Below are 26,434 nucleotides of genomic sequence, written 5' to 3'. Positions count from 1 at the left end.
TAAGGGGGGTTCTAGGGTTAGTTCGCCGGACCCGCAAGCGCTTTTTTGAAGTTTTTCCAAAAAACATACGGAACCCCTGTTTTATATAACGTTTGTGCCTGTTTTTTGTTCTCAAGCGCGCCCTGCTAATGTCCGAACGTAGCGGTTTGCACTGCACTTTGCATGTGAATCAGCCCGTCGACGTCAGAAACCGGCGAGTCACACGCCTTTTTTCCTCCGAGTCGCCTCTCATTCCTCTGATTTTTTCGCCGACTCAGGAAAAATCAGCCTCAGAGTCGCTTTGAGCGGTGCCAATGTTCCCGATCAAGGCGACTCGTTGGCCTGATCCGACTCGCTTTCAGAGTCTCCCGACTCGTTTTGCTTGGGTGCGCCCACATAGCCCGCAACGGCCTGCAGAATGCGGAAGGCTGTTGAGGCATCATTTTCCACAACCGCCATGAATTCGCTCTCGCCCAATCGCAGAGTTTCCAGCTCCGTCTTGGCATACATATCCAGCGCACGCTTTTCTTTGCGCAACAACGCCAACTCGCCCACCAACGTGCCCGCGCCAGCGACAGCCACCAAATGGCTTTCACCATCAGGCGTGTCGTATCCAAGTCCGGCTTCGCCTTCGAGGATCAGATAAGCACCGTCCCCCGCGGTGTCGCCCATACGGAAGATATACTCTCCCTTTTCGGCCCGATGCCACTGCGCACCAAAAGCCAGCAGCCGCAATTGCCGACGCGACAGGTTGGCGAACATGTCCGCCGACACAAGCGCCCGCATCTTGCGACGCAAATCCGCACTCGCGGCGTTGTCTGTTTCAGCCACAACCACGCTTCCGCTGTCCTTGAGCCTGCCGTGTTCAAGTTCCAGCACAACGTCAAACGCGCTGCTGTCTTCAAACTCGTCCTCAAGATAAAGAACCGTCGTATCCGGCAGCAGGTCTCGCAAATTGGAAACCACCTCCGCCCGTTGATCATGCTCAAAGGATGTGATGCATCCGTTCAAGATCAAAAGGTCAGGCTTTTTGATTGCCGCACGACTGATGGACAGCGGTTCGTTAAAGGATGTGGGCAGCCCTGCCCCGCCGATGCCAGACGGCACAGCATAGATCAGCTCCGCGACCTCCTGCTTCATGCCAGCTTCGGCCAGCTTTTGCGCCACAACATCGCGGATCTGTTCACCGCGCGCACCGGCGGACGCCGAAAGCTTGCCGTAGATCGCGTTTTCCAAAACCGTGAGGCCTGGTGCGTACTTCTGCTCATCCAGAGGGGCGAAATAGACCACCAGCCATTCGGCCAATTTTTCAGCCTCAGTGCGACGCAGCGCTATGATGCTGCTCTTCAGCTCTTCGGTGAAGCCCGGCCCAATACGTTCGGCCGACACTTCAAACGGCAGCTCAAGCATCTGCACCAGTTCTTCACGCTCCATGTTGGCCAGACCCACCTCGCGGCTTTTGCTTACCAACCCAACTTTGCGGGTGAAGACATCCGGGTTTAGCCCCAACTGTTGGAACAACGGATGGTCGGTTCCGTCCACCCCAAAGGTCTGGTTCAGCATTTCGATCACTTCGCGGGACATGCGCAGAATACCGTCTTCGATATCCAACTCGTGCAGCAAGTCCAAAAAGTCACCCAATCCCGCCTCTTCCACATCCTCCATGGAACGGCGAGGTGTGGCAAAAAACAGGTTCGCGGCCACAGGCAATGCGGGGTTATAAAGCTCTGGGTCAAACCGGTAGTAGGCTTTGTCCAAACCGGCTTCTTTCAAAGCGTCTCGTATCTGAGGCCGCAACTCAATCAGCGCATGCGCAAGATCGCTGTGGTCTTTCTCTTCAAACGGCTGGTCAAGTCCGCGACGGAACAGAGCATTGCCAGCCCCGGTGGCATCCATCAGTTCCAGCCAAAAGGCGTGCACTTCGTCTTCGTCCTGCAAGCCAGCCAGCGCCGGATCCACCCAGTCTGAATATATCTTGTCCAAGCTGTTCCCGGTTCTCTCGGATTCATATGCCCGTTTCTTTGCTTCGACGTCACCAAGCGGATCAGGCAAGTCGGAAATCGGTTTTCGCTTGAGAGGCATCAAAAGGTTTTGGCCAAAGGTGCCCTCAAACACATAAGGCGACGGATCCGCGTATCCGACCCGCGTCGCCACAACTCTTTGGTGCAGCGCGTTCAAGTCATGTCCGCCCACATCTATACTGCCGCTGACCGGCACGATTTCGCGGGTGAACAATTCGGCCACTGCGCGCCGCTCTTCGGCGTCTTGGGATTTGACGGCAACCACCGCGCCCTTGGGCAAGGTCACTGTGATGTCTTCTAACACTGTGTCACCGTCATGGTCGCGCACGAACACTTCTTTCATCACGATGTCACCAGCCAGACGCGGAATGTCATCCGGCTCTCCGTCAAGAAGGGCCTCATCAACGATACCAGGCGGGCTGAACCGATCGACAATCAGATCCCAACGCACGGACAAATCAGCGATGCGGTTGTAGTAGTTCAGCAGTTCCTTCCACGGTGACGACAGATCCTTGTATGCCGCCAGCGCGGCCACAAGTGCACCGAGTGACACCTGCCCTCGGATCACAAGAATACCGCCCACCAGATAAAAGAAGAAAGGCGTCAGCTGCGTAATGAAGTTGTTGAGGAACTTCATGAAGAATTTTTTGCGGTAGATCGTCAACCGGATGAGGAACAATGTGCCAAGCCGACGGGTAATCAGCGACATCCGATACCGCCATCCACCATTGACCCGCAACTCGGGGGCGCCGGCAGAGGTTTCACCGATTTCAGCCGCCAGCATTCGTACTTCCTGGATGCGATCCTTGTTGTGCACGTTGATCTGACGCTGAAGCTTTGGGATCACCCAAGCTTGCAAAGGAATAAGCGCGACCGCAGCCAAACCAAACCAAAGGTTTTGCATGAACAGAAACGCAAGAATGGTGATCATCTGACCGGCCTGCATCACCGGCAAGCTGACCGCGTCCCCCATCATACCGCCCATCGGCTCGGCCTCAGCAGTGATCATTGACACCAGCTCCCCTTGCGACGTCCGCCGCAAATAAGGCTGCGGGAATCGGGTGATCCGGGCAATCAAAGTGTACCGGAACCGACGCAGCATCCGCTCTGACAGCACACCTTTCATGGTGTTGATGCGCATTTTCATCAGGCCATGCGCCAGCACCGCCAAAAGGAAGGCGACACTCAGCAGAACCAGAAATGCCTCCTGATTCATCTCGTAGTCAAAAACGTCGATGACACTTTGGCCGGCGTCGATCGCATCGTTGATGATCCGCTTGGGCAGCTCGAGTGTCAGGAACTGCAAAGGAAACAAGCACGCAGTCAGCGCCAGAAGAACCATCTGGTCTCGTTTTGAGTACTTCCAAATAAAGGAAAATAGTGTGCGTTCGATGACTTGTTCCCCCGCTGGGAGCCATCATGCGGCCCTCCTGCTCAATCAAAAGGATGCTAGCAACGAAAGCTTTGACATTTCAAACGGTTTCTTGCGACGCTACGACTCTGGACAACTCCGGATTTGCGGAGTCGCAGGTCTGGCGTTAGTCTCGGATCAAGAGAGCTAGCATGGGGCGCGGTCGATGGACGACCTTCATATTGTATTGCTGCTGATAGCGGCGCTGCAGATCAAGCATCTGTTTGCCGATTTCTTTCTGCAAACGAGAACGATGATCATGGGGCGCGAGCAGTATTGGCATATGGGCCGCGCGCAGCACGCGGGTATTCACGTTGTAGGTACGCTTGGTGTTCTGGCCATCTTTGGCACTCAGTCCGCCGTTCTTGTCGCAGTGCTGATCGCAGAATTCATTGTGCACTTCCACATCGACTGGGCCAAAGCCCGCTACTCGGTTAATCGGAATCTGCAACCGGATCAGCCATTGTATTGGTACGCCATGGGCACAGATCAAGCCCTGCATCAATTGACCTATCTGGCGATCGTTTGGGTTTTAGCCTGCGTCTAATTTTCGGCGAAAGCCAAATTAGACATCCCCGCGAATGTCAGAAATCGCAGCAATCATATCGTTCTCAGTCACACAGAAAACGCGGGCCTGTTGCCATGCCCGACCTACCCCGCGTGGAACGAGAATAAAGCGTACTGGCTCTCCCACCGGGACCGCAGCCATAAAACGGGTTTTCAATTCCAAAGCTTCCTGTCCACCAGCCGCGTTCCGATAAGCGGCTTCGCTCAAGGCGCAAAGCAACATGCCAGGAACAACCGGCCCGGACAATCCTGCGGCCTTGGCCGCGCGCGCATCGACGTGTATTGGATTGGCATCATGCGCCAAGGCGACATAGTCGCCCACGGCCGAAGGGCTCAAAGGCAACGTACTTTCGCTAATCGCCTTATCGCTTGCCATGCGCTCCGAGAACTTCGCGCCCTTGAACATGCTCATCTGATCTGCGGATACAAACCGCAAGCGGGTTTCCATTTCCCCAGAAACTTCGCCGCCGATTGCCAGACGAAAGGTGAACCTCGCGGCTTCCTCTGACGCGCTTTGTGCGAGAGAAACCTCCAACGAGCCACTTGTGGGCGCATCTGCCGCGCGCCAGAATCTCTGGGTTTCGTGCACCACGGATTTTCCGACTGGCGGCATCATCGCGTCGCGCACTGCCTTCAGATCCGGCGCACCCAGCATCATGGCCGCGGTCGTCAATGATATTTGCGCCGATCGCCCGTCCAATAAATCCGAAACCAACTTGGACAAACTCTGAACGGCGCCTTCAGACAGGTCTGGCATCACGCCAAGGGACACAAAAACGGGGGTCTCAGCCATATGTCTTGGCAATCAACGTCGCATTGATTCCGCCAAACGCCAAAGAATTGGACATCACTGCTTGCGTCTGGATTGGTTGCTTTGTGTTAGCCACAGGATCAAGACCGATCTTGGGGTCTACTTCATTGAAGTTGATCGTCGGCGGGGCTATCTGACCTCGCAGCGCTCCAATCGTTGTTATCAGTTCCAAAGCTCCGGCCGCTCCCAATGCATGGCCGTGCACTGGTTTCGTCGAAGAGATTTTAACTGTATCAAAAGCGCCGCCAAACACCTCACGCAGCGCGGCGACTTCGTTGACGTCATTGGCCACCGTGCCAGTGCCATGCGTATTCACATATCCAATGTCGTCCGGCGCAAGGCCTGCCGCTTTAAGCGCTTGGCGCATACAGGCAACGGCCCGATCTGCGTTAGGCCGTAAAAGATCCTTTGCATCAGAGTTTGTACCATAACCAACAAGCTCACAAATAATCGGAGCGCCGCGCGCCGTTGCGCTTTCCAAGGTTTCCAGCACCAAAATGCCAGAACCTTCGCCAAGTGTCATACCATTGCGGTCTTTGCTAAAAGGACGATTGACGTCAGCCGTCATCACCCGCAACAACTCCCAAACGCGAAAAACACCGCTTTCCAAACAGGCTTCTGCCCCGCCCGCGAGACACCTGTCAACCTGGCCGAGTGCCACCATCTGCCATGCCAATCCGATGGATTGACTTGCAGACGAACAGGCCGTGGCAAGACATAACGCCGGTCCAGTCGCCCCAAACTCCATGGACACCCAGCTTGCAGCGGCATTGTTCATGATCTTAGGCACAGACATCGGATCAAGCCGCATGCTGCCTTCGACCGAGAATTTCAAGTAATTGCGGTTCAGCGTTTGCGCGCCGCCAAAACCGGACCCGATTGACACACCGCAAGCGTCGCCGAAATGCTCGGGCTCCAACCCCGCCTGCGCAACCGCCTCGCGGGCGGCCATCAAGGCGTAGTTGGCGACCGGATCTCGCATGCGGTTGGCGCATTCCGCCTCCACCGAGGCCAGATCCGCGTCCGACAACCGGGCGGCCGTGTTGACACGCTGCACGTCCAACTCGTCAAAAGCGATTGATTTCACGCCGGAATTTCCAGCCTGCGTGGCCTCAATCAGCGCTTGCGCGCCGAGGCCGCAGGCGGAGACCGCGCCCATGCCGGTGACGACAACTCGATGCATATCAGGCCGCCTGATGTTCTTCGATCTTGGAGATCGCAAGGTTGAGAAGATCGCCGACGGTTTCGACATCCGTCAATTCATTGTCCACAGAGATATAGGCGCCCCATTTCTCTTCGATCGCCATAAGGATCATGACAAAATCAGCAGACTGAATATCCAGATCCTCAAGCCGCTTTTCCGGTGTGATTTCAGACAGATCCACCATGCCTTCCTGCGCGACCATTTCCATCAGTTCTTTGGTCAGCGTCTCGCGATCCGTGCTCATGAGTGTCCTTCCGGCAAGTTCAATCTTTAAAATTCCGTACCAACTATCGGCTGGTCTTGGCGTAACTCTAAGTGGCAATTGCAAAAGTTTCCAGACGGAACTTGGCAGCACAAGCCGCCAAAAACCCCAGTCTGCAAAGCGTGGGTAATGCGTCGGTAACGCGTCGGTTTTTTGTGCACCTTTGAAAAAGGCCTCACATGCCCGGATCAACCGGCTCGATCACCGACCCGCCGCCGTCCACCCAGTCCTGAAACCCACCCAAATTGTGGACCTCAGCAAAGCCCATATCCCTGAGCAGCTTTCCGGCCAGCGCGGCGCGCCCGCCAGAGGCGCAATGCAGGATCACAGGGCGGTCCTTGCGCAGTTCGGGATCATGAAACGGGGTTGCGGCATCTGCCCGAAACTCCAGCATGCCGCGCGGGATGTGATGGCTGCCCTCGGCGCGGCCATTGGCCTGAAGCTCGGGTGCGTCGCGCACATCCAGCAACAGCGCGCCCTTGGCCATCAAGGCCTGCGCGTCAGCCGCGGAGATTTTCGGAACGACCGCGTGGGCGGCTTGCAAAAGGTCGGCGGCGGTCACAGACATGGCAGTCTCCTTGATCTGGGTTTCCACCAGACTAAGACACATGCAAAGTTTTGCAACCATATGACAAAACGCAGAGAAGGCGTCAGGGGCTCGGACATTACGGGAGAGGCAAGCCTTTCCCAAGTCCGCGGACCTGACGCCTTCTTGGAATGTTCCCACCTTTGAGCGAACCCGCCGGTATCTCCATTCGCTGCTCAGGCACACCGGGCGATCCTCGAAAGGGGCCATCTCATCTGCCGTTGCTGCGGGATCCGAACCTTGTCACATCCACCCAACCGCCGGGTTGCCCCCTTGGCCGGATCTCGTCCCAAAATTCGCTCCCCCCTACCGATATCTTAGGTTGCCCCAATCCACCGGCCTACGCGCTGGTTTTTATGCACTGCCTTCCTGCCTTGGCGTTACCGCGAGCGTTCTATGAACCCTCTTGGCGTCCCTGACGTTTCGGCCAGCGTTCCGGTGTCCTCAACACGTCGCCAGTTCGGTGTAACCTATCCCGGCGCCGCTCCGACCCCGAAAGACCTTCGCGTCCCGCTTGAGGTGTTTGACTATGTCTCACGACCCCTTGCGTTGATTCAACGTTGGGTCAACGGAGCTGAGTCGGGCAAGGGAATTTTGCGGCGGGCTGTGGGTAGGTCTGGGGGGAGGTCTGTGGATAAGATGTGGGGAATGTGGGGATGGGTTTGGAAAAGGGTTTTTGTCGGGGGAGTTGTGGGGGGATGGAAGTTTTTTGGATGAGTGAGCGGCGTCTAGGAAACGGTCCGGTAGACCGTTTCCTAGACGCGAACAGGCAGAGCCCAATTTGGGAGAACAACAAAGGGCAGCGCCTGACCCTGGGAGGAAGCGAATGCGCCCTCCCGTGGGGAGGGTCGGGCGCGGCCCGTGCCGGGCCAGTGGGGTAATTCGGGAGTGAATGAGCATAGCCCAAAAAGTTGCAATCCGAATCTTCGGTTTCACTCATTGACGAACCTTGTTTCGTGCTAGCTGCCGTCGTTCTGATTTTTGTCGATCCAATTTTTCGCTGCAATTGCAAAAACCTCTAGATCATCAGAAACTCTGAGCCTCTCGTGATCAAGTTGAGAAAACAATCCCAGCTTGACAGCTCTCTCTAGCTTTTCCGGCAACTTGGAGGCCAATTTTGAGTGTCCAGCATCAAGCATCAGGCCATCAACGAAATCAACCGTCCAAAACCAACTATTTACACTTTGATGACGGGCGTGAGCCACCCCGACTTTTCCAGCCATCTCTGAAGGGATCTGAAGTATCATCTGCGCTAAATTCAAATTCCAATAGTCGTCGATGGCTGCGAGAATAGCTTCTTTCTCGACTTTTGAAGTGAGTTGGCTCGAATCTTTCCGGTCATTAAACGGTCGCGCTTCTTTTTTCTGCACTTCTGTCTTTGGTTCTAAAGAGCTTTCTTCAATTCCAGCGCTCTCGCCCACATCCGCTTTCGGGCCAGCCTTTATTTCATTCACCAGTTCCGAGCCGCCCACCTGTTGCGCTCTCTGAAGACTTTCCGCAACATCCACCTTATTTCGGTTATACTCAGCCTCTGCTCTCAGTTCCTCGGCAGCCTGCTCAAAATTGTGGACCCGAATTTTTCTTGTTTCATCACTCTCAAGTTTTTTTAAACGTTCAGAAGGCCGCTTCGCTATCCACGCACCGCCAAATTTGATCCAAGGCCCTAGGATCCCCCGACGATAGAAACCACAACAGGAAGAGCAACAAATCGCTCGAACGTCACAGTCGAAGTGAAGCACGCGACGCGCTCATCAACTGTGCCTTCGCCCCAAAACAGCAAAATGAATGCGGCGTAGTTCAGGTAGATTTGCGCGAGAATAAAGTAACCAATAAATGGACTACGCAAACGCGCGTTCATTGCTTGGAAGATTTGGTTGAATAAATCGGACACAACAACTTTCCAGTGAAATTTGGTCGCGAAGGTACCCATTTGCGATAGCAATGCAAGTCTTCGAATTCTACCGGATCACATGTGATCCGGATCGCGCCCGACCCCGCCCTCGTTTTGCCGAAGGCAAACCTTCGGTTTGACGGCGGGTGCGATTTTGCAACGTCTACGCCAGACGGGACGCTTGGGGATTGGCGATAGGCTACGGCAGACGGAGAGCCGCCCTTGGGGTCGGGCGCGATCCTTGAGTTGTGGCTCTCCGGAAAGGTTGGAAAAGAGAAAGGCCGCTCGGGGGAGCGGCCTTTGGGTGTTTGGGGCGAACGTTGTGCGCCATAAGTTCCGGGGCGGGCACGCGTTTTGGCTTTGCCAAAAAGCTTTCGCCCGCTCGCACTCGAAAATGGACTAGTCGTCCATCTTGAGTGCTGAGATAAACGCTTCCTGCGGGATCTCGACGCGGCCGAACTGGCGCATCTTTTTCTTACCCTTTTTCTGCTTGTCCAGCAGCTTGCGTTTCCGCGTGGCGTCGCCGCCATAACATTTCGCGGTCACGTCCTTACGCAGGGCAGACAGGGTTTCGCGGGCAATCACTTTGCCGCCGATCGCCGCTTGGATCGGAATTTTGAACATGTGGCGCGGGATCAAGGTCTTGAGCTTTTCGCACATCGCACGGCCACGCTCTTCGGCGCGGTCACGGTGCACCATCATCGACAGCGCATCCACAGGTTCATCGTTCACTAGCACCGACATCTTCACAAGATTGTCTTCGCGGTAGCCCTCCATTTGGTAATCAAAGGACGCGTAGCCCTTGGTCACCGATTTCAGACGGTCGTAGAAATCAAACACCACCTCGTTGAGCGGCAGGTCATAAACCGCCATCGCCCGCGAGCCGGCGTATGTCAAATCAAGCTGAATGCCGCGACGGTCCTGGCAAAGTTTCAGCACATCGCCGAGGTATTCGTCGGGCACAAGGATGGTCGCCTTGATGCGCGGCTCTTCGAGATGGGCAACGCTGGACATGTCGGGCATGTCGGCGGGGTTGTGCAGCTCGATCATCTCGCCAACGGTGTTGTTCTTGCCCTTCATATAGACGTGATAAATCACCGACGGCGCGGTGGTGATCAGCTCGATGTTGTATTCACGCTCAATGCGGTCACGGATCACTTCGAGGTGCAAAAGCCCCAAGAAACCACAACGGAAGCCAAAGCCCAGCGCGGCGGAGGTTTCCATTTCAAAGCTAAAAGACGCGTCGTTGAGCGCCAGTTTGTCAATGGCGTCGCGCAGGTCTTCGAATTCGGCGGAGTCCACAGGGAAGAGGCCACAGAACACCACTGGCTGCGCGGGCTTAAAGCCGTCGAGTGCATCTTCGGTGCCGTTGCGGTCGTTGGTGATGGTGTCACCGACGCGGGTGTCACGGACCTGTTTGATCGAGGCGGTCAAGAAGCCGATCTCTCCCGGGCCCAAGCTGTCGACCATTTGCATTTCCGGGCGAAAGACGCCGACGCGGTCCACCGAATGCAACGTGCCGTTGGACATGAATTTGACGCGCTGGCCCTTTTTCAGGGTGCCGTCCATGATCCGCACCAGAACGATCACGCCGAGATAAGCGTCATACCAGCTGTCCACCAGCATCGCCTTAAGCGGCGCATCAAGTGTGCCTTTGGGGGCAGGCAAATCCTTGACGATGGATTCCAGCGTTTCGTGGATGCCTTGGCCGGTCTTGGCAGAAACCTGGATGGCGCCGGTGGCCTCAATCCCAATAACGTCTTCAATCTGTTCGGCGACGCGGTCACAGTCAGAGGCCGGCAGGTCGATCTTGTTCAGGACGGGCACAATCTCGTGGTCGGCCTCCATCGCGTGATAGACGTTGGCGAGCGTTTGCGCCTCAACACCTTGCGAGCTGTCGACCACCAAAAGCGAGCCTTCGACCGCACGCATCGAGCGGGAGACTTCATAGGCAAAATCGACGTGACCGGGGGTGTCGATGAGGTTGAGAATATAGGTCTCGCCATCGTCCGCCTTGTAGTCAATGCGCACCGTGTTGGCCTTAATCGTGATGCCACGTTCGCGCTCGATGTCCATGCTGTCGAGCAGCTGCTCCTTCATATCGCGGTCCTTCACCGTGCCGGTCTCTTGGATGAGCCGGTCAGCAAGGGTGGATTTGCCGTGGTCAATGTGTGCCACGATGGAGAAATTGCGGATTTTGGACAGATCGGTCATGGATCGGGATATGCGCACAAAAGCCCATGCGGTCAAGGCACGTTAAGCTGGGTAAGCGATGAATTGATAGGCATTGCACGGGTGGGCACGCCCAGCGCGGCCGTTTGTGAACAAAAAATTCACCAAACTGTGGCCGAATCTGTTTTAGTGGGGGCCATGACCGCTGGGGAGGGTCACATGGCACTATGGGAAAAGGCGCCGGCTGCTGCGCGCCAAGGACTGGATTTTCGCAAGGCGCCGGCATCACATGCCGGCTATCTGGCGGAGGTTTCAAACGAGCTGTTTCGCAATCTGGGGCTGTTTACGATAATTGTGTTGATCGGGTTGCAGTTCCTGCCGGAGGTGCGATCGGCCTACACACAAACGCTCCCGCAAATGTCATCGGATGAAATCAAACCGGTGACCATCGCCGCGATTAACTGATCACCGAGCATCACGTTAAACAGGGCCATGACGTGATGCGCCCACATTGAAACCTAAACGAATGGCCCTGACCTGAACTCACGGGTTTACTTTATTCGTGTATACCCCTTGAAGCGGCCCTTGCCGGACCCAAGATTCTGGACAAGTTTGAGGGTGGACCCGTATCCATGTATGTTGGGCCGTAAAATGTCAGGGAAAACAGCCATGCAACGCCGTTTGACAACATTGATGTGCGCCGATCTTGTCGGCTATTCCGCCTTGATGGGTGAGAATGAGGCATTGGCGGTGGCCAGTGTGCAAGAACTGCGCAAAAAGCATCTGGAACCCGTTGCAGCCACGCATGGTGGCGAGGTGCTCAAGCGCATGGGCGACGGCTGGATTTTGTCCTTTCCCGGTGTTGAGGCCGCTTTGGATTGCGCCGAAGAGGTGCAAAGCAGCCTTGCCGAACATGAGGTCATCAAACTGCGTATTGGTTGTCACATCGGCGAGATCGTCGAAGATGAGGCCGATTTTTATGGCAATGGCGTCAATATCGCCCAGCGCATCGAGACCGAAGCGCCTCCAGGTGGTGCCATGTTCTCCGAAGACCTGTTTCGCCAATTGTCTGAATCGCGTCAAAAAGAGCTGAACGATGTTGGGGTGTTCAACCTCAAAAATATCGCCAAACCTATTCGCCTGTATCAATGGCGGCCGGCCAACTTGACCACAGCGCCAAACGCGGGCGATTTGCCGTCTGTTGGGTTTGAGAGTTTTGCCGCCGCACCGGATACTCCAGAGATCGCCGCGATTGCGCAGGATCTGCATGACGGGTTGGTGCATCTGTCTTTCAAACGAACCGGCGTCGCCACAGTGGATGCAGACAGTCTGGAAATCACGCCGCCAATCTATTTGATCCGTGGACGGTTGCGGGTGTCAGGCGCACGGGCGCGATTCACCCTGTCGCTTATTCTGCGTGAAGACATGAGCACCCTGTGGACCGGCACCTACGAGGGCGACCCGACCGATCCCTTTGCCTTTGTGGATGAGCTGATGCCGCGCATGGAAGGCGACGTGCGCATCCAGACCATATCTCGCGACGGCGACCGGATGGCCCATCTGAGCATCAACCAGCTGAGCGTGTCGGAATTGCGCGCCCGCGCTGCGACTCTGTTTTTCAAACAATCGCTGGAAAGCTGGGAAAAAGGGTTTGAGGCATTGGACCGTGCGGTCTTGCTTAGCCCCAATGATGGCATGTCCTTGGCCATGCGTGCGCAAAGCAGGCTGAATTTGTGGTCCGTCCATTTCGCAAAAGAAGACCCTCAAAAGCTGGCCGAGATGGCGCAGGAACTGGACATCGCGGTTGAGGCATGCCCAACCAGTGATTTTGTGTTCTGGGCGCGCGGGGCTTACCGGCTCAAGGTGCAGCGCGATCTCGCTGGCGCAGCATCGGATATCGCGCGCTCGCGCGAGATCAACCCGAATTTCATCGGCGTTGTCGATTTGATAGCGCAAAAAGCGTTTCTTGAGGGAAACTATGCTGCCGCTGCCGACGCGCTGTCGGTCTATGAGGAAATGGGCAGCGCAGACCCGTTTCGTGTCAATCGACTGTGTTTCAATGCACGCGTTTTCCTTGGTGCCGGGCAATTTGAAAAGGCCCATGACAACGCGTGTCAGGCGGCTGACCTGCGGCCAACGGATCGTGGATTGCAATTGTTGAAAGCGTTGGCATGTGAAAAAGCGCAAGACTTGCCCGGTCTGGATGCGGCACGAAAAGCTGCTGAAAGCTTGCCAAAAGGGCCTTCTGTGTCAATCAACCGGCTGGCATTGCCAGAAGATCTGGAATGGCTGAACACCGCGCTACACCCCGAGGCGGAGCCCGTCTAATCCGGTTAGTCTTTTTGCAGGCGGCGGGCGGCAAGCCAGCTGAGGCCCGCCATGACAGCCGCTGTTGACAGACACAAAGGCAGGCCACCGACCTGATAGCTGACACCAGACAATAGTGTGCCGATGAGCCGGCCGGCCGCATTGGACATATAGTAGAACCCCACATCCATGGTCACACGCTCATCCGAGGTGAACGCGAGGATCAGATAGCTGTGAACTGCTGAATTCACCGCGAAGATAAAGCCAAACACCAGCAGACCGATGATCAGGATGGATGTGAGGGTCAGTGATGTGTCCAGCATCAGGACAGCCCCCGTCAGCACCAACGGCACCAGCGTCAGATAACCGACCCAATTGATGGCTTTAGCGGTGATTTCGTCCGTCGTAGCGGTGGCCGCTTTGAGGATACGCGGCGCGTTGGCCTGAACCGCGCCGTAAAGGATGATCCAGACCGCCATGAAGATGCCGATGATAAAGAATGCCTCGCGGCGGCCCTCGGCGGTGCCATCCGACAGCACTGCGTTGAAATAGACAGGGATGCCGACCACAAACCACACGTCCCGCGCGCCAAACAGGAACATGCGGGCGAGGCTCAGGCGGTTGACGTTTTTGTCTTTGGAAAACACCTGCGAGAATTTGGCCGCCTTGGAGCCTTGCGGCAGACCAGTGGGCATAAAGATCACGACGCCGACCAGAATCACCACAAGGATGATCGCCATGCCCCAGACCGAGGCCTGAAAGCCCCAGATTGCCAGCAGGGCCGCGCCAAGGAAAAAGCCGCAGCCTTTGACGGCGTTTTTGGACCCCGTCAGCAGCGCCACCCAGCGAAACAGGCCGCCGTCATCTTTGGGGGCCAGCAGTTTGACCGCTGATTTGGACGACATTTTTGACAGATCTTTGGCGACGCCCGACGCGCCTTGCACGCACATCACAAAGATCACCGAGGCAGCGATGCCCCACGCTGGGTCAAGCTGTGCCAACGCGATCAGCGCGAGGATTTGGATGGTGAGACCGGCGTATAACGTCGAAGTCAGCCCAAAACGCGCCGCGATCCAACCGGCGGAGAGGTTTGTGACGATGCCCATGACCTCATAGAGCAGGAACAGATAGGCCAACTGGATCGGCGAGAAGCCCAGACCGTTAAAATGCAACAACACCAGCATCCTGAGCGCGCCGTCCGTCAGCATAAAGGCCCAATAGGCGGCAGTGACGGTAACATAGGCGGCAAGGCCGTCAGGCTTTGGGTCGGGCGTTTTGATCTGTGTGTCGGTCATCAAACTCACTCAGCAGCGCGGCCCGTGCCTGGCACGAACCTCCAGAATTAAAGACTCGCAAGCACCATTCGGGTCACGTCGGCCAAGCGGAAAGCATAACCCCACTCGTTGTCATACCACGCATAGATTTTGACGTGTTTGCCGTTCACCACACGTGTCGAGAGCGCGTCCACAATGGTTGAACGGTCATCGTTGGTGAAATCGCAGCTGACCAGCGGACGGGTTTCGTAACCCAAAATGCCGTCCAGCTCGCCTGCGGCGGCTTCGGCGAAGAAGCCGTTGACCTCTTCCACTGAAGTGTCGCGGCTGACGTCAAACACCATGTCAGTGAGGGACGCATTCAGCAGCGGCACGCGCACGGCGGTGCCGTCGATCCTGCCCTCCATATCCGGGAAAATCTGGATGATAGCTTTGGCAGATCCTGTGGTGGTCGGGATCAGCGAATTCAACGCTGACCGTGCACGGCGTGGGTCTTTGTGGGCCTTATCGACAATCACCTGCGTGTTGGTCACGTCGTGAATAGTCGTAAAGCTGGCCTGCTCAATGCCAAGTTTATCACGGATCAACTTGACCACTGGCGCGATGCAGTTGGTGGTGCAGGATGCCGCCGTCACAACCTTGTGGGTCGCGGCGTCATAAATGGCGTCGTTCACACCCATGACAATATTGGCGACATCGTCTTCCTTGACGGGTGCCGACACCACGACCTTTTTCACGCCAGCGTCAAAATAGGGCTGCAACTTGGCGTTGGACTTAAACGCACCGGTGCAGTCCACCACCAGATCAACGCCAAGTTCCGCGAGTGGCAGATCCTCGAGTTTCCAAGCGGCGGTTTTGCGCATTTGGTGACCGTCAACGGTGATGCTGTCGGCATCAAACGCGAAATCGGCCCGCCAACGGCCATGCACGGTGTCAAATTCCAGCAGATGCGCGTGCAGTTCGGCGTCACCCACCGGATCATTCAGCAATACAATTTCGGCATCAATGCCAAGATCAAAGAAGCTGCGCATTACCAATTTACCCATACGGCCAAGGCCGTTGATTGCGATTTTGGTCATAAGGTGCGGTCCTTTAGGTTTGTGAGGGGAACCAGCCGCGCGTGCGGTTGGCAAATGCAACAAGACTGAGCATCACTGGCACTTCGACCAGAACGCCCACAACGGTGGCAAGCGCGGCACCCGAGCCCAATCCAAAGAGCGAGATCGCCACGGCGACAGCCAATTCAAAGAAGTTTGACGTCCCGATCAAGGCACAGGGAGCGGCGACCTCAAACGGAACTTTCCACAGTTTTGCGGCACCATACGCTATGAAGAAGATGCCATAAGTCTGGATCATCAGCGGCACCGCGATCAGCACAATATTGAGCGGTTGCGACAGGATCACCTGCGCCTGAAAGCCGAAGAGCAAAACAACCGTTAGCAACAGTCCCCCAACGGAGGCCGGACGCAGTCTGTTACGAAAGGCGTCAACAGCGGCTTCCCCGCCCTGCCCCATCAAGCGTTTGCGGGTGATGTAGCCAGCTACCAACGGCAGCAAGATATACAAAACCACCGACAGGATCAGCGTTTCCCAAGGCACCGTGATGTCAGTTACGCCCAATAAAAACGCGACAATCGGCGCAAAAGCAAAAACCATGATGATGTCATTTACGCTGACCTGCACCAATGTGTAGTTCGCGTCGCCCCGTACCAAGTTGGACCAGACAAACACCATCGCCGTACAAGGCGCAGCCCCCAGCAAGATCACACCAGCGAGGTATTCGCTCGCGGTTTGGGGATCGATCCAGGGCGCAAAGATATACTCAAAGAACAGCACGCCGAGTGCCGCCATTGTAAAAGGCTTGATCAGCCAGTTTACAACGACCGTGATCACCAACCCCTTGGGCTTACGGCCAACATCAGACAGCGCACCAAAGTCGATGCCAATCATCATCGGATAAACCATCGCCCAGATCAGAATGGCGACCGGCAAGTTGACCGACGCCATTTCAAAGCCGGCCAACCCCTCAAAAACGCTAGGAAATACACTTCCGAGCAACAACCCCGCACCGATGGCAATGGCCACCCAAAGCGACAGCAATCGTTCAAATGTACCAAGACCCGCCTCAGCCTGAGTCGCGTGATCAGTCATTGGCTTTCCCCATCTGAAGGCGAATAGCGGCCAGAAGATCCTCGCCATTGTCGCGTCCGATTTTATCAAGGTCTTTTTTGAGGGCCACGCGGTCAAGTCCATCAACCGGAAGGTTTGCAAAAATCGAAATGCGGTTTCGCAGCATGCGATACGTTTCCGAAAAAGCGACCCGCCTTTCGGCGTCTGTGCCCTCAAAACTCGCCGGATCCGGCAGCCCCCAATGCGCCGACATCGGTCGTCCCGGCCATGCGGGGCATTCTTCGGCAGCGGTTTGGTCACAAACCGTAAACACGAAATCCATCTGCGGCGCATCTGGCGCGGCGAATTCTTCCCAGCCCTTAGATCTCGCAAAAGACGTGTCGTGGTTAAGACCGCTTAAAAGTTCAAGCGTATAGGGGTGCGGTTTGCTACGCGGCTTTGAGCCCGCTGAAAACGCTTTAAAACGGCCACTCCCTTCACGCTGCATTATGGCCTCAGCCATCAGTGAGCGCGCCGAATTTCCGGTACAGAGAAACAATACATTGTAGATTTTGCCTGCCATTGCCTTGGCTCCTTACAGACTTAGCACGTCAAGTTTTCGATCAGCGGTCGGCACAGGTCCGGTCGGCCGCCACAACAGTCTTCCAACAAATATCCCAGCAGGCCCTGCAACCCTGAGGTGTTCGCGAAATAGCGGATCGCCCGTCCTTCGCGTTGGTTTTTGACCAGCTTCGCATGCAACAGCACCGAAAGATTGGCCGACAACGTGTTTTGTTTCACGTCGAGTGTTTCAGCAATCTCTCCGGCGACAAGACCTGCATCTCCCGCCTCGATCAAAAGGCGAAACACATCCAGTCGTGTTTCCTGACTAAGCGCCGCAAAAGCGGAAAGGGCATCTGTCTTATCCATATTTCACGAATTATGGATAAATAGAGAAAACTGCAAGAGCCTTTTCGCGCTTCGCAGTGAAAGTTTCATGACAATATCGAACAGGATTTAGCGCGCGACGCCGTCAAAAACATCCAGCGGACGCCCCTCAAGCATGGTTTCCATGGCGAAATAGCCGGTTACAGTGTCCAATTCATACCCCGTGGTCAGGCGTTGATAGACCGCGTCGTAACCGGACATGCCGGTGGTCACAATCTTGAGCATATAGTCCCAATCGCCGCCAATGCGGTGCATTTCAATGACCTGAGGGATCAGCGCAACGTGTTTGCGAAACCCTTCGGCCCAGTCCATCGAATGGTTACGCGTGCGCACCATAACAAACACCGTCAAATCCAGCCCAAGCTTCGCTGCATCAACCTGCATATGACTGCCTTGCAAGACACCACTGTCTTCCAACCGCTTTAGCCGCCGCCAAAGCGCATTCTGCGACAGGCCGACCTGTTCCCCCAGTGCACGCTGAGACAACGAGGCGTCCCGTTGCAGGAAATCCAGAATGCGTCGATCAATATTGTCAAAATTCTCCCTCATTTCGATCATATGACACAAAAATTTCGAAGTTTCCATATCAAATGGGTGAAGTTTCTTTACCAAACAGCGGCTATCTTTGCCTCACCACTTAGGAACGGTCGCAATTGGCGACCAAAAACACTGGATAGAACGATGCGAAAACAGATCGATGCATTTGATAAATTTGCAGCAACGCTGAGGGCCGCGACGCCATCAGCTCATAACGCTCTGTGCCGGGGGGTGATTGGTTCGAACATCCAGATAGAGGGCCCGTTTGGGGTGCAGCGGTTGATTTATGCCGATTATGTTGCGTCCGGACGGGCCCTCAGCCAAGTGGAGAGTTTCGTGATGGAGGAGGTGTTGCCCTATTATGCCAACACCCACACCAAAGCCTCGTTTTGCGGTGCCAAAATGACAACGCTGCGCGAGGCAGCGCGAGAGAGCGTGGCACGGCTGTGTGGTGCCAATCGTGATGAACACGCTGTGATTTTCTCCGGAAGCGGCGCCACAACCGGTTTGAACCAGTTGGTACATCTTTGGAGCGTCAAGCCCGGTGACACCGTTCTGGTCGGCCCCTATGAGCATCATTCCAACCTGTTGCCATGGCGCGAAAGCGGTGCATTGGTGGTGGAAATCCCCGAGGGCGTCGAAGCGGGCCCTGACCTTGATGCCTTGCAATCAGAACTCGACAAATACACCGAACGTGGCCGCGTGTTTGTCTCGATGAGCGCAGCCGCAAATGTCACAGGCGTCATCACAGACGTTGCTGACGTGACGCGGATTGCAAAAGCTGCTGGCGCAAAAATTGTGTGGGATTACGCGGGTGGCGGACCGTATCTTGCGATGCAAATGTCGCCAGAGACACAGGTGAACATCGACGCGTTGGTGTTTTCTCCGCACAAATTCGTAGGCGGCCCTGGCGCGAGTGGTGTTCTGATCCTGCGTCGCGACACGGTACAAGCCAACGTGCCCTACCGCCCCGGCGGCGGCACCGTAGCGTTTGTGAACGCCCACCAGCACGACTATGTCGCCTCGCTGGAACAACGCGAAGAAGGCGGAACGCCCAATGTGATTGGCGATATCCGCGCCGCCCTGGCGTTGATTGTAAAAGACGTGATCGGGCAAGATTTTATGAACACACGCAACGCAGAACTGACGGCGAAAGCGTTTTCAGCTTGGAAAGACCATGCCCACATCCGCCTTTTGGCAGCGGACCGGCGCGAGAGGTTGCCGATCCTCTCGTTTGTGCCGGTGGACAGCGCCGGACAGCGCATCGACCACAATGCGTTCACCACCGCGCTGTCGGATCGTTACGGCATTCAAGCGCGCGGCGGCTGCTCTTGTGCCGGACCTTATGTGCATCATCTGTTGGCCATCGCCGATGCCGACAGCCGACGCATTCGGGACAATATCGTGTCAGGCGACGGGTCGGAGAAGCCGGGATTTGTACGGCTGAACCTCAGCGTTCTGATGGATGAGAACACTGTCGATTTTGTTCTCAACTCAGTGGCTGAGCTGGCACGAAACTGGGATCAGTTGGACAGCGCGGCGGCCTAAAGCCGGGTGTCGCGATAGCGGAACGCACCACTGCCGCGCGCAATGACTTCTCCGGTCTCCTCTGTAATGGTGCCTTCGGCAAAGAAGGTGCGCTTGCCGCCGCCTGTGCGCCAACCTTCGGCAATCAGCCCCTGCCCTTTTGGCCGGCTGAGAAAGTTGGTGGTCAGCGACAGGGTAAGCGCCAGTTTCTTGTGATTTGGATCGCCAGTAAAGCAACCTCCAAACCCCATGACTGTGTCCAAAAGCGTCGCATAGATGCCGCCATGTGGAATGCCCGCGCGATTCATCAGATGGGGTGCGATCGGCAATTCCAGTCGTGCGTAATCCACATCCCAATGGGTGAGGTTGAAGCCGAGGTGCTTTTGCAGCTCGTAGGGCGCCTCATCAAGCGCGGGGTCAAGTGGGGCGTGCGACATCAAAAAACGTAGCCTTTACATCAACAGAGATTGGCAAACCGCGCGCCAGATAAAAGCAGGCACGCGGCATGGGGTCAGACCGCGCTGAGGCCGCCATCGATGGCGATCGCTTGACCGGTCATAAAGCTGTTTTCCGGCGCGTTGATCCACAACATCGCCTGAACCACTTCTTCGGGTTTGGACACGCGCCCCATCGGCACGCGGCTGGCGATATGGTTAAACGCATCCTCGCGTGACAAGCCCGAACGATCGCCCACGATGTCGGCCATTTCCTCGACCATAGGCGTGGCCGAGAACGACGGACACAACGCGTTGACGCGGATGCCGCGTTTGGCGTTTTCGTCCGCGACCGCCTTGGTCAGACCAACAACTGCGTGTTTGGCCGCCGCATAAAGCGACAAATGTCCTGCGCCCATCAAACCAGCAGCGGAGGCGGTGTTCAAAATCGCGCCCTGCCCGTGGGCCTGCATCAACGGGATCTGATATTTCATGCACAGGAACACGCCTTTGGCGTTCACATCCATCATCAGGTCAAAATCTTCGGTGGTCAGGTAATGCATAGGTCGCACGTCATGACCAATACCAGCATTGTTGATACCCACATGGATCGTGCCAAACGCGGCTGCGATATTGTCGACATGCGCTTTGACTTGGGCCTCATCCGCGACATTGACCACGTCAGCGACAACCTCAAAGCCTTGCGTGCGCAGCCCTTCGGCCACCTCGGTCAACTTCTCGCCGTTTACGTCTGACAGGCCCAGCTTTGCGCCCTGATCAGCAAATTTCTGGGCGGCCATCGCGCCAAACCCACTTGCGGCACCGGTGATCATCACCACTTTGTCTTGATACATTTTATCCACGTTTTGCGGCCTCCAGACCCGCCATTGCAAACATCGGCACGAAGCCCCCCAACCGCTTTGCGCGTTCGGGGTCGGACGCATTGCCGTCCAGTGCGCGCTTCTTCACCCCTTGAATGATTCCCGCCATGCGGAAGAAACAGAAGGCGAGGTAAAAGCCGAATTTTTCGATCCCCGGCAAGCCCATGCGCGCGCAGTAGGCGGCGATGAATTCCTCATCCGTGGGCATGCCCAGCGCGGCGCGATCCACGCCGGCCAGCCCGCGGCCTTCGTTGCCGGGGGGCATCTGCCACTGCATGATCACTGCGGCCAGATCGGCATAGGGGTGGCCGATGGTCGAGAGCTCCCAATCCAGCACCGCGACAACATTTTCGCCGTCTTTGGAGAACAACATGTTGTCGATGCGATAGTCGCCATGCACCAGGGTTCGCTTGCCGTCATCGGCAGGAATGTTGGCGTTCAGCCACTCTGCCAAAGCGTCCATCTGCGGCACGCTTTCGGTCTCGGACGCTTTGTATTGTTTGGTCCAGCGCCCGACCTGACGTTCAAAATAGTTCCCGTCGGGGCCGTAATCGGACAGGCCCGCAGCGTCGATATCAACCGAATGGATCGCGGCCAAGACGTGACCCATTTCGTCAATCACGGCCGTGCGCTGTTCGTTACTCAAATCTTTAAGGCGCGGATCGTCAAAATTGCGCCCCTCGACGTAATCCATCACGTAAAAGGCCGAGCCGATTACATCGTCGTCTTCACACAAAAGGTGCATTCTGGCGACCGGCACGTCGGAGCCAGCCAGCGCCTTTTGCACGCGAAATTCACGATCGACGGCATGTGCGGATTTCAGCAAAACCCCGGGCGGCTTGCGACGCAGCACGTATTGGCCGGATGGCGCATCCAGACGAAAAGTCGGGTTTGACTGCCCGACGTTGAATTTGGTGGCCACAGAGGGGCCTTGATAGCCCTCGAGATTGTCCGAAAGCCAGCGATCTACTGCCGCTGTGTCAAGTGTGGTCGCGTCCATTTTGTCCTCCCGATGTCGAGTGCCACCTGCCTTAGCTATAAGTCAGCATCTCGCCTTCGTTGTCCGCATCTATGTGCGGTGTCTCGTTAAATCCGTTCAGCCATGTCTGACCTTTTGCCAGCACAAACCGTGCAACGGCGCAGTTTTTGACCTGCAATTGCAGCAGGATCATTTGCTCGGCGGGGGCCTCCATCACGTCAGCCACGGTGCGACCGATGGCACCACCGGAACTGACCGCGATAGGGGCTTTTGCGCCGGACGCCGCGATGATCGCGCGCGCCTCGCGCACCCGTTGCGTAAAAGCCGCAAAGGTTTCCGGCGGGTTTGAAATCTCGTCACTTTGCCATTCCAGCACTGTATCACGCAGAATACGGAAATGGGTTTTGCGATCGCTGTTAAGATCCGCTGGGGCGTCATCACGTTCTGCGTACCGCGCCTTGAGCAAACCACCAAAGTCAAATTCGTTCCAGCCCGGCAAAACCACCGGTGTGATGCCTGTCTGAAGCGCGCTTTCGATGCCTTCCCAGGTCTGGCGGTGACGCTTTTGCGCGCCAATGAACACAGCGTCTGGCGTCACGCCTTGCTGTTTCAAAGCCACACCCAGCGCTGCGGATTGGCGATGGCCCAACTCTGACAGGTTGTCATAATCGGCAGCGCCAAAACTGGCCTGCGCATGGCGCACAAGGTGGAACATCTGACTCATTTCATGCGGGCCTGAAGCCGGGTCCAAGCGGCGTTGTATTCCCGCTCAAAACGGTCCACCAAATCAGCAGTCGGCACCACGTCTTTGACCGCACCGATGCCCTGACCTGATCCCCAGATGGTTTTCCAAGCCTTTGGTTTTTCCCGATCATCGCCAAAGTTCATGGTTTTGACGTCGCCTTGCGGCAAGTTGTCGGGGTCCATACCCGCATTGGCAACCGAACCTTTGAGGTAGTTGCCAGCCACGCCTGTGAACAGCGAGCTATAGACGATATCGTCCGCGCCACTTTCAACGATCATTTCTTTGTAATCTTGCTGCGCGTTGGCTTCTTCCGTGGCAATGAACGGCGTGCCGATATAGCCAAGGTCGGCTCCCATCGCCTGTGCCGCCAAAAGCGACGCGCCGGTGCCGATTGAACCGGATAGCAAAAGCGGCCCGTAAAACCACTCGCGAATTTCGCTGATCAACGCCAGCGGGCTTTGTGGGCCAGCGTGGCCGCCGGCACCGGCCGCGACTGCGATCAGCCCGTCAGCGCCCTTTTCGATGGCTTTCTTGGCAAAGCGATTGTTGATGATGTCGTGCAACGCAATGCCGCCGCAGTCATGCGCGGCGTCGTTGACCTCAACCCGCGCGCCAAGCGAGGTGATCCAGATCGGCACTTTGTGTTTGTGGCAAAGCTCGATGTCGCGCTCAAGTCGTGTGTTTGAGCGGTGCACGATCTGGTTCACTGCGAAGGGCGCCGCTGGCGAGTCGGGATTTGCCTGATTGTGACGGTCGAGTTCTTCGCTGATTTGCGTCAGCCATGTGTCCAGCAACGGGTGTTCACCCTCACCTTCGCGCGCGTTCAGCGCCGGAAAGCTGCCGATAATACCGGCCTTACACTGGGCAATCACCAATTCTGGCACCGAGATGATAAAAAGGGGAGAGGCAACCGCGGGGATACGCAGACCCTGAAGTGCCTTTGGCAGATGGCTGTCACCGGACATGAAAAACTCCTGTTGTTGGTGAGCAGGATAAGGCAGTGCGCCGTGCGCTCAAGCAAGAGCGTGCGAAAGTAACATGACGTCACATGACGCTGCGCTGATAACTTGCGCCGTTACGATTGAGAGCGTCAGGCGTTTGGCGAAGGACGTTTTTTGCAGAAACAGGTATTTGGGGAACAAAAAAGCCTAAGCCCGCGCCAGAAAACGGAGGATGCGCGATGCGACGTCAGCTGGCTGTTGATGCAGGATCCAATGATCAGCGCCCGCGACCTCCTCGATTGTAAGGTCGTCGCAAAAGGCGTCGAGTCCATCATAGCTTTCCGGCAGGAGCGCGCTGTCGTTCATGCCCCAGATCAGCAGATGCGGCATTGCCACGCGCAGGGCATCGCTGGGCAATGCCGGCAAGTCCTCGGGTGGGATAGGCTGGCTCGGCTTGGCGAGTTTCAGCGGCGAGGCGCGATACCAGTTCAGCATGGCGCGCACACCGTTTTCATCCCCCCAAGCTTTACGGTAAGCCGCCCGCCGCTCCGGCGTCATCCAGCTCATATCCATGTCTTTGTTGAAGATTTCAAAAATCGCGGCGTGGTCATCCTTGATCAGATCACGCTCTTTTCCCTCGATGCGCAGATCATCAATGTATTGGCTTGCTTCTGTCTGTGCCCCGCCCGCCGCCATGGCACGCTGAAACGGGGCTGGATGAACGCCATTGGCGACTACAAGCGCGTCAATTTGAACCCAGTGGCTCATAGCAAGCGCATAGGCCACCGCCGCCCCCCAATCATGGCCAACCACAGCCGCAGCACGTCCGCCGCCAAAGTGGTCCACCATGACAGCCGCGTCACCCGCGAGCTTTCCGGTCTTGTAAGAGGCGACGTCCAATGGTCGCCAACTTTGACCAAACCCGCGCTGGTCCGGTGCAACGACAAAATAGTCCTCGGCAAGTAAAGGCAAAACCTCCTCATAGGCCCCGGAGTATTCCGGAAACCCATGCAGGCACAAAATCAGAGGCGCCCCTTCTTTTCCTGCCGTTTTGGCAAAAAAGGGGCGCCCGCCAATTTCGAAATGGATGTCACGCATCCGGCAGTTTGTGATCGCCAAACTGCTTGCGCAATGTCAGCTTGGACACCTTGCCCGTCGCTGTCATTGGCAGGTCTTCCACGAACACCACATCGTCAGGCAACTGCCATGTGGCGAAGTGTTCTTTGAGCATGTCCATCAGGTCACCAACCTCTGGTTTGCCCTCAGGCGAAGGCACCACGATCATCAAGGGCCGCTCGTCCCATTTAGGGTGCGGCACTGCGATTACGGCACAATTCGCCACCTTGGGGTGCGCCATGACCGTGTTTTCCAGATCCAGCGAGGAAATCCATTCCCCGCCCGATTTGATCAGGTCCTTGGCACGGTCAGTGATGGTCAGAAAGCCATGTGTATCAATAGTGGCCACATCGCCTGTGCCAAACCAGCCGTCTGCGTCAAAGGCCGTCTTGTTGGCCTCTTCGTTCTCGAAATAGCCGGACGTGATCGCGTTGCCGCGCACATAAAGTTCGCCAGCGGCCTCGCCGTCATGCGGCAGGCGTTTGCCGTCCTCATCAACAATCTTGAGATCCACACCAAAGACACGGCGCCCCTGTTTGGATTTGATCGCGATGCGTTCCGCCATCGGCTTGTCGTTGAGGTGATCTGGCAAATTGCCCTGCGTGCCAATCGGGCTCATCTCGGTCATGCCCCAAGCGTGACAGACGTTGACGTCGCCTTCTTCAAAGAACTGGATCATTGAGGCTGGCGCCGCAGAGCCACCGACAACCATGTCACCAAGCCCCTCGGGCATACGTCCCTGCTTGGTGATCTCGCCTTGCAGGCCGAGCCACACCGTTGGAACACCCCAAGCGGAGTAGACCTTTTCGTTGTCCATCAGGCGGAACAGGCTTTCACCATCCAGCGCCCCGCCCGGGAAAATTAGCGAGGCCCCTGTGAGCGGCGCCGCATATGGCAGGCCCCAGGCGTTTACATGAAACAGCGGCACAACCGGCAGAATACGCTTACCCGGCTGCAAAGCCGTTGGCAGAGACAGACCCACCATCATCGCATGCAACACGGTGGAGCGATGGGTATAAAGCGTGCCTTTGGGATTGCCGGTGGTGCCGGAAGTATAGCAAAGACCCGCTGCTGTATCCTCGGGGAAATCAGGCCAATCAAAGCTGTCGGATTGACCGTCCAACAATTCCTCGTAGCACAAAAAATCACCTTCCGGCATGTGATCGCGGTCAGTCATGACCACAACCTTCAAACCCGCCGGCCATTGATCGCGCAACGCTGCCACAAGCGGCACAAACGTTGTATCCACGAACAGCATCGTGTCGTTTGCATGGTTGACAATATAGGTCATCTGCTCGGCCGACAGGCGCGGGTTGATGGTGTGACACACGCCGCCTGCTCCTGAGATGGCATAGTATAGCTCAAGATGGCGGTAGCCGTTCCAAGCCAAAGTCGCGACCCGGTCGCCGGTCTGCATGCCCTGCGATACGAGCCCATGCGCCAGCTTTGCCACGCGACGTGCGGTGCCGGCATAGGTCTGGCGATGGATATCGCCCTCGGTGCGCACCGAGACCACCTCGCTCAACGGGTGAATTTCTGCTGCGTAGCTGAGAATGTCCGCGATTTTGAGCGGACGCATCATCATGGAGCCTTGCATTTCCGGCCCTCCCCTGCCTGAAAGATTCGAGTGGCGTGCAGCCTATGCCGGACAGCGCAAAAATCAAAAGCCCATCTGCGCCATGCCGCAGCGTCGTTATGGATGTAAATCGGGGAAAAGTTGTCGCGGAATCAG

General features: G+C 56.4%; 24 protein-coding genes. 4 read left to right on the top strand and 20 right to left on the bottom strand.

The genetic code is table 11. From position 1 onward, the window contains the following. Positions 1–303: 303 nt before the first annotated feature. Positions 304–3,342 (bottom strand): cyclic nucleotide-binding domain-containing protein, encoded by a 3,039-nt coding sequence (locus tag SHIM_RS12310; protein WP_082358382.1) that lies wholly within the window; start codon positions 3,340–3,342, stop codon positions 304–306. Positions 3,343–3,577: 235 nt separating this feature from the next. Between SHIM_RS12310 and SHIM_RS12305 the strand changes: the two genes are divergently transcribed. Beyond that, positions 3,578–3,958, top strand: a complete 381-nt coding sequence (locus tag SHIM_RS12305; RefSeq protein ID WP_054002919.1) for a DUF3307 domain-containing protein — start codon at positions 3,578–3,580, stop codon at positions 3,956–3,958. Positions 3,959–3,976: 18 nt separating this feature from the next. Here the strand turns inward: SHIM_RS12305 and SHIM_RS12300 are convergent, their stop codons facing one another. From SHIM_RS12300 to lepA, 6 genes are all read right to left on the bottom strand, one after another. Then, complete coding sequence (locus SHIM_RS12300; RefSeq protein ID WP_054002918.1) at positions 3,977–4,771, bottom strand: MaoC family dehydratase; 795 nt, start codon at positions 4,769–4,771, stop codon at positions 3,977–3,979. After that, on the bottom strand, positions 4,764–5,972 hold the full coding sequence (locus SHIM_RS12295) for a beta-ketoacyl-[acyl-carrier-protein] synthase family protein (RefSeq protein ID WP_054002917.1): 1,209 nt from the start codon (positions 5,970–5,972) through the stop codon (positions 4,764–4,766). Before SHIM_RS12295 ends, SHIM_RS12300 begins: the two co-directional genes overlap by 8 nt. A 1-nt stretch (position 5,973) precedes the next feature. Next, complete coding sequence (locus SHIM_RS12290) at positions 5,974–6,237, bottom strand: phosphopantetheine-binding protein (RefSeq protein WP_054002916.1); 264 nt, start codon at positions 6,235–6,237, stop codon at positions 5,974–5,976. Positions 6,238–6,430: 193 nt separating this feature from the next. Beyond that, entirely contained in the window at positions 6,431–6,823 is a 393-nt protein-coding gene (locus SHIM_RS12285; protein WP_054002976.1) for a rhodanese-like domain-containing protein, read from the bottom strand. 977 nt (positions 6,824–7,800) lie between these two features. After that, positions 7,801–8,580, bottom strand: coding sequence for a hypothetical protein (locus SHIM_RS12280; RefSeq protein ID WP_152926535.1), 780 nt, complete (start codon positions 8,578–8,580; stop codon positions 7,801–7,803). Between the two features lie 551 nt (positions 8,581–9,131). Next, a complete protein-coding gene (gene lepA / locus SHIM_RS12270; RefSeq protein ID WP_054002913.1) occupies positions 9,132–10,946 on the bottom strand; it encodes a translation elongation factor 4 in 1,815 nt (604 codons plus the stop codon). Positions 10,947–11,123: 177 nt separating this feature from the next. Between lepA and SHIM_RS12265 the strand changes: the two genes are divergently transcribed. Continuing rightward, positions 11,124–11,369, top strand: a complete 246-nt coding sequence (locus SHIM_RS12265; protein WP_152926534.1) for a hypothetical protein — start codon at positions 11,124–11,126, stop codon at positions 11,367–11,369. A 204-nt stretch (positions 11,370–11,573) separates the two neighbouring features. Next, positions 11,574–13,232, top strand: a complete 1,659-nt coding sequence (locus SHIM_RS12260; protein WP_193749914.1) for an adenylate/guanylate cyclase domain-containing protein — start codon at positions 11,574–11,576, stop codon at positions 13,230–13,232. 5 nt (positions 13,233–13,237) lie between these two features. Here the strand turns inward: SHIM_RS12260 and arsJ are convergent, their stop codons facing one another. The 6 genes from arsJ to SHIM_RS12230 all read right to left on the bottom strand — a co-directional run bounded on the left by arsJ (position 13,238) and on the right by SHIM_RS12230 (position 18,091). Continuing rightward, entirely contained in the window at positions 13,238–14,506 is a 1,269-nt protein-coding gene (gene arsJ, locus SHIM_RS12255; RefSeq protein ID WP_054002910.1) for an organoarsenical effux MFS transporter ArsJ, read from the bottom strand. A 47-nt stretch (positions 14,507–14,553) separates the two neighbouring features. Beyond that, positions 14,554–15,564 (bottom strand): ArsJ-associated glyceraldehyde-3-phosphate dehydrogenase, encoded by a 1,011-nt coding sequence (locus tag SHIM_RS12250; RefSeq protein WP_054002909.1) that lies wholly within the window; start codon positions 15,562–15,564, stop codon positions 14,554–14,556. Positions 15,565–15,577: 13 nt separating this feature from the next. After that, a complete protein-coding gene (gene arsB / locus SHIM_RS12245; RefSeq protein ID WP_054002908.1) occupies positions 15,578–16,636 on the bottom strand; it encodes an ACR3 family arsenite efflux transporter in 1,059 nt (352 codons plus the stop codon). Then, complete coding sequence (locus SHIM_RS12240) at positions 16,629–17,177, bottom strand: arsenate reductase ArsC (protein ID WP_054002907.1); 549 nt, start codon at positions 17,175–17,177, stop codon at positions 16,629–16,631. The genes arsB and SHIM_RS12240 overlap by 8 nt, the downstream gene beginning before the upstream one ends. 20 nt (positions 17,178–17,197) lie before the next feature. Then, positions 17,198–17,524, bottom strand: a complete 327-nt coding sequence (locus SHIM_RS12235; RefSeq protein ID WP_054002906.1) for an ArsR/SmtB family transcription factor — start codon at positions 17,522–17,524, stop codon at positions 17,198–17,200. 87 nt (positions 17,525–17,611) lie between these two features. Continuing rightward, entirely contained in the window at positions 17,612–18,091 is a 480-nt protein-coding gene (locus SHIM_RS12230) for an Lrp/AsnC family transcriptional regulator (RefSeq protein ID WP_206541364.1), read from the bottom strand. Positions 18,092–18,223: 132 nt separating this feature from the next. On the opposite strand from SHIM_RS12230, the gene SHIM_RS12225 reads away from it, so the two are divergent. Continuing rightward, on the top strand, positions 18,224–19,627 hold the full coding sequence (locus SHIM_RS12225; protein WP_054002905.1) for an aminotransferase class V-fold PLP-dependent enzyme: 1,404 nt from the start codon (positions 18,224–18,226) through the stop codon (positions 19,625–19,627). Here SHIM_RS12225 and SHIM_RS12220 read toward each other — a convergent pair. The 7 genes from SHIM_RS12220 to SHIM_RS12190 form a co-directional block, all read right to left on the bottom strand. Beyond that, positions 19,624–20,043, bottom strand: coding sequence for a PaaI family thioesterase (locus SHIM_RS12220; protein ID WP_054002904.1), 420 nt, complete (start codon positions 20,041–20,043; stop codon positions 19,624–19,626). The genes SHIM_RS12225 and SHIM_RS12220 overlap by 4 nt on opposite strands. A 74-nt stretch (positions 20,044–20,117) precedes the next feature. After that, entirely contained in the window at positions 20,118–20,894 is a 777-nt protein-coding gene (locus tag SHIM_RS12215) for an SDR family NAD(P)-dependent oxidoreductase (RefSeq protein WP_152926541.1), read from the bottom strand. 1 nt (position 20,895) lies between these two features. Continuing rightward, positions 20,896–21,921, bottom strand: a complete 1,026-nt coding sequence (locus SHIM_RS12210; RefSeq protein WP_054002902.1) for a phosphotransferase family protein — start codon at positions 21,919–21,921, stop codon at positions 20,896–20,898. Positions 21,922–21,952: 31 nt separating this feature from the next. After that, positions 21,953–22,624 carry a histidine phosphatase family protein gene (locus SHIM_RS12205; protein WP_241488853.1) on the bottom strand — a complete coding sequence of 224 codons (672 nt, stop codon included), beginning with the start codon at positions 22,622–22,624 and terminating at the stop codon, positions 21,953–21,955. Beyond that, the gene (locus tag SHIM_RS12200) at positions 22,621–23,610 is read right to left on the bottom strand and encodes an NAD(P)H-dependent flavin oxidoreductase (RefSeq protein ID WP_054002901.1); all 990 of its coding nucleotides are present in this window, start codon (positions 23,608–23,610) and stop codon (positions 22,621–22,623) included. The genes SHIM_RS12205 and SHIM_RS12200 overlap by 4 nt, the downstream gene beginning before the upstream one ends. 183 nt (positions 23,611–23,793) lie before the next feature. Further along, positions 23,794–24,684, bottom strand: a complete 891-nt coding sequence (locus SHIM_RS12195) for an alpha/beta fold hydrolase (protein WP_054002900.1) — start codon at positions 24,682–24,684, stop codon at positions 23,794–23,796. Beyond that, the gene (locus tag SHIM_RS12190) at positions 24,677–26,299 is read right to left on the bottom strand and encodes a long-chain fatty acid--CoA ligase (protein WP_054002899.1); all 1,623 of its coding nucleotides are present in this window, start codon (positions 26,297–26,299) and stop codon (positions 24,677–24,679) included. Before SHIM_RS12190 ends, SHIM_RS12195 begins: the two co-directional genes overlap by 8 nt. Between the last annotated feature and the right edge of the window lie 135 nt (positions 26,300–26,434).

Source organism: Shimia sp. SK013, from assembly GCF_001292625.1.
Lineage (GTDB): Bacteria > Pseudomonadota > Alphaproteobacteria > Rhodobacterales > Rhodobacteraceae > Shimia.
This window is presented reverse-complemented; position numbering and strand designations above follow the sequence as displayed.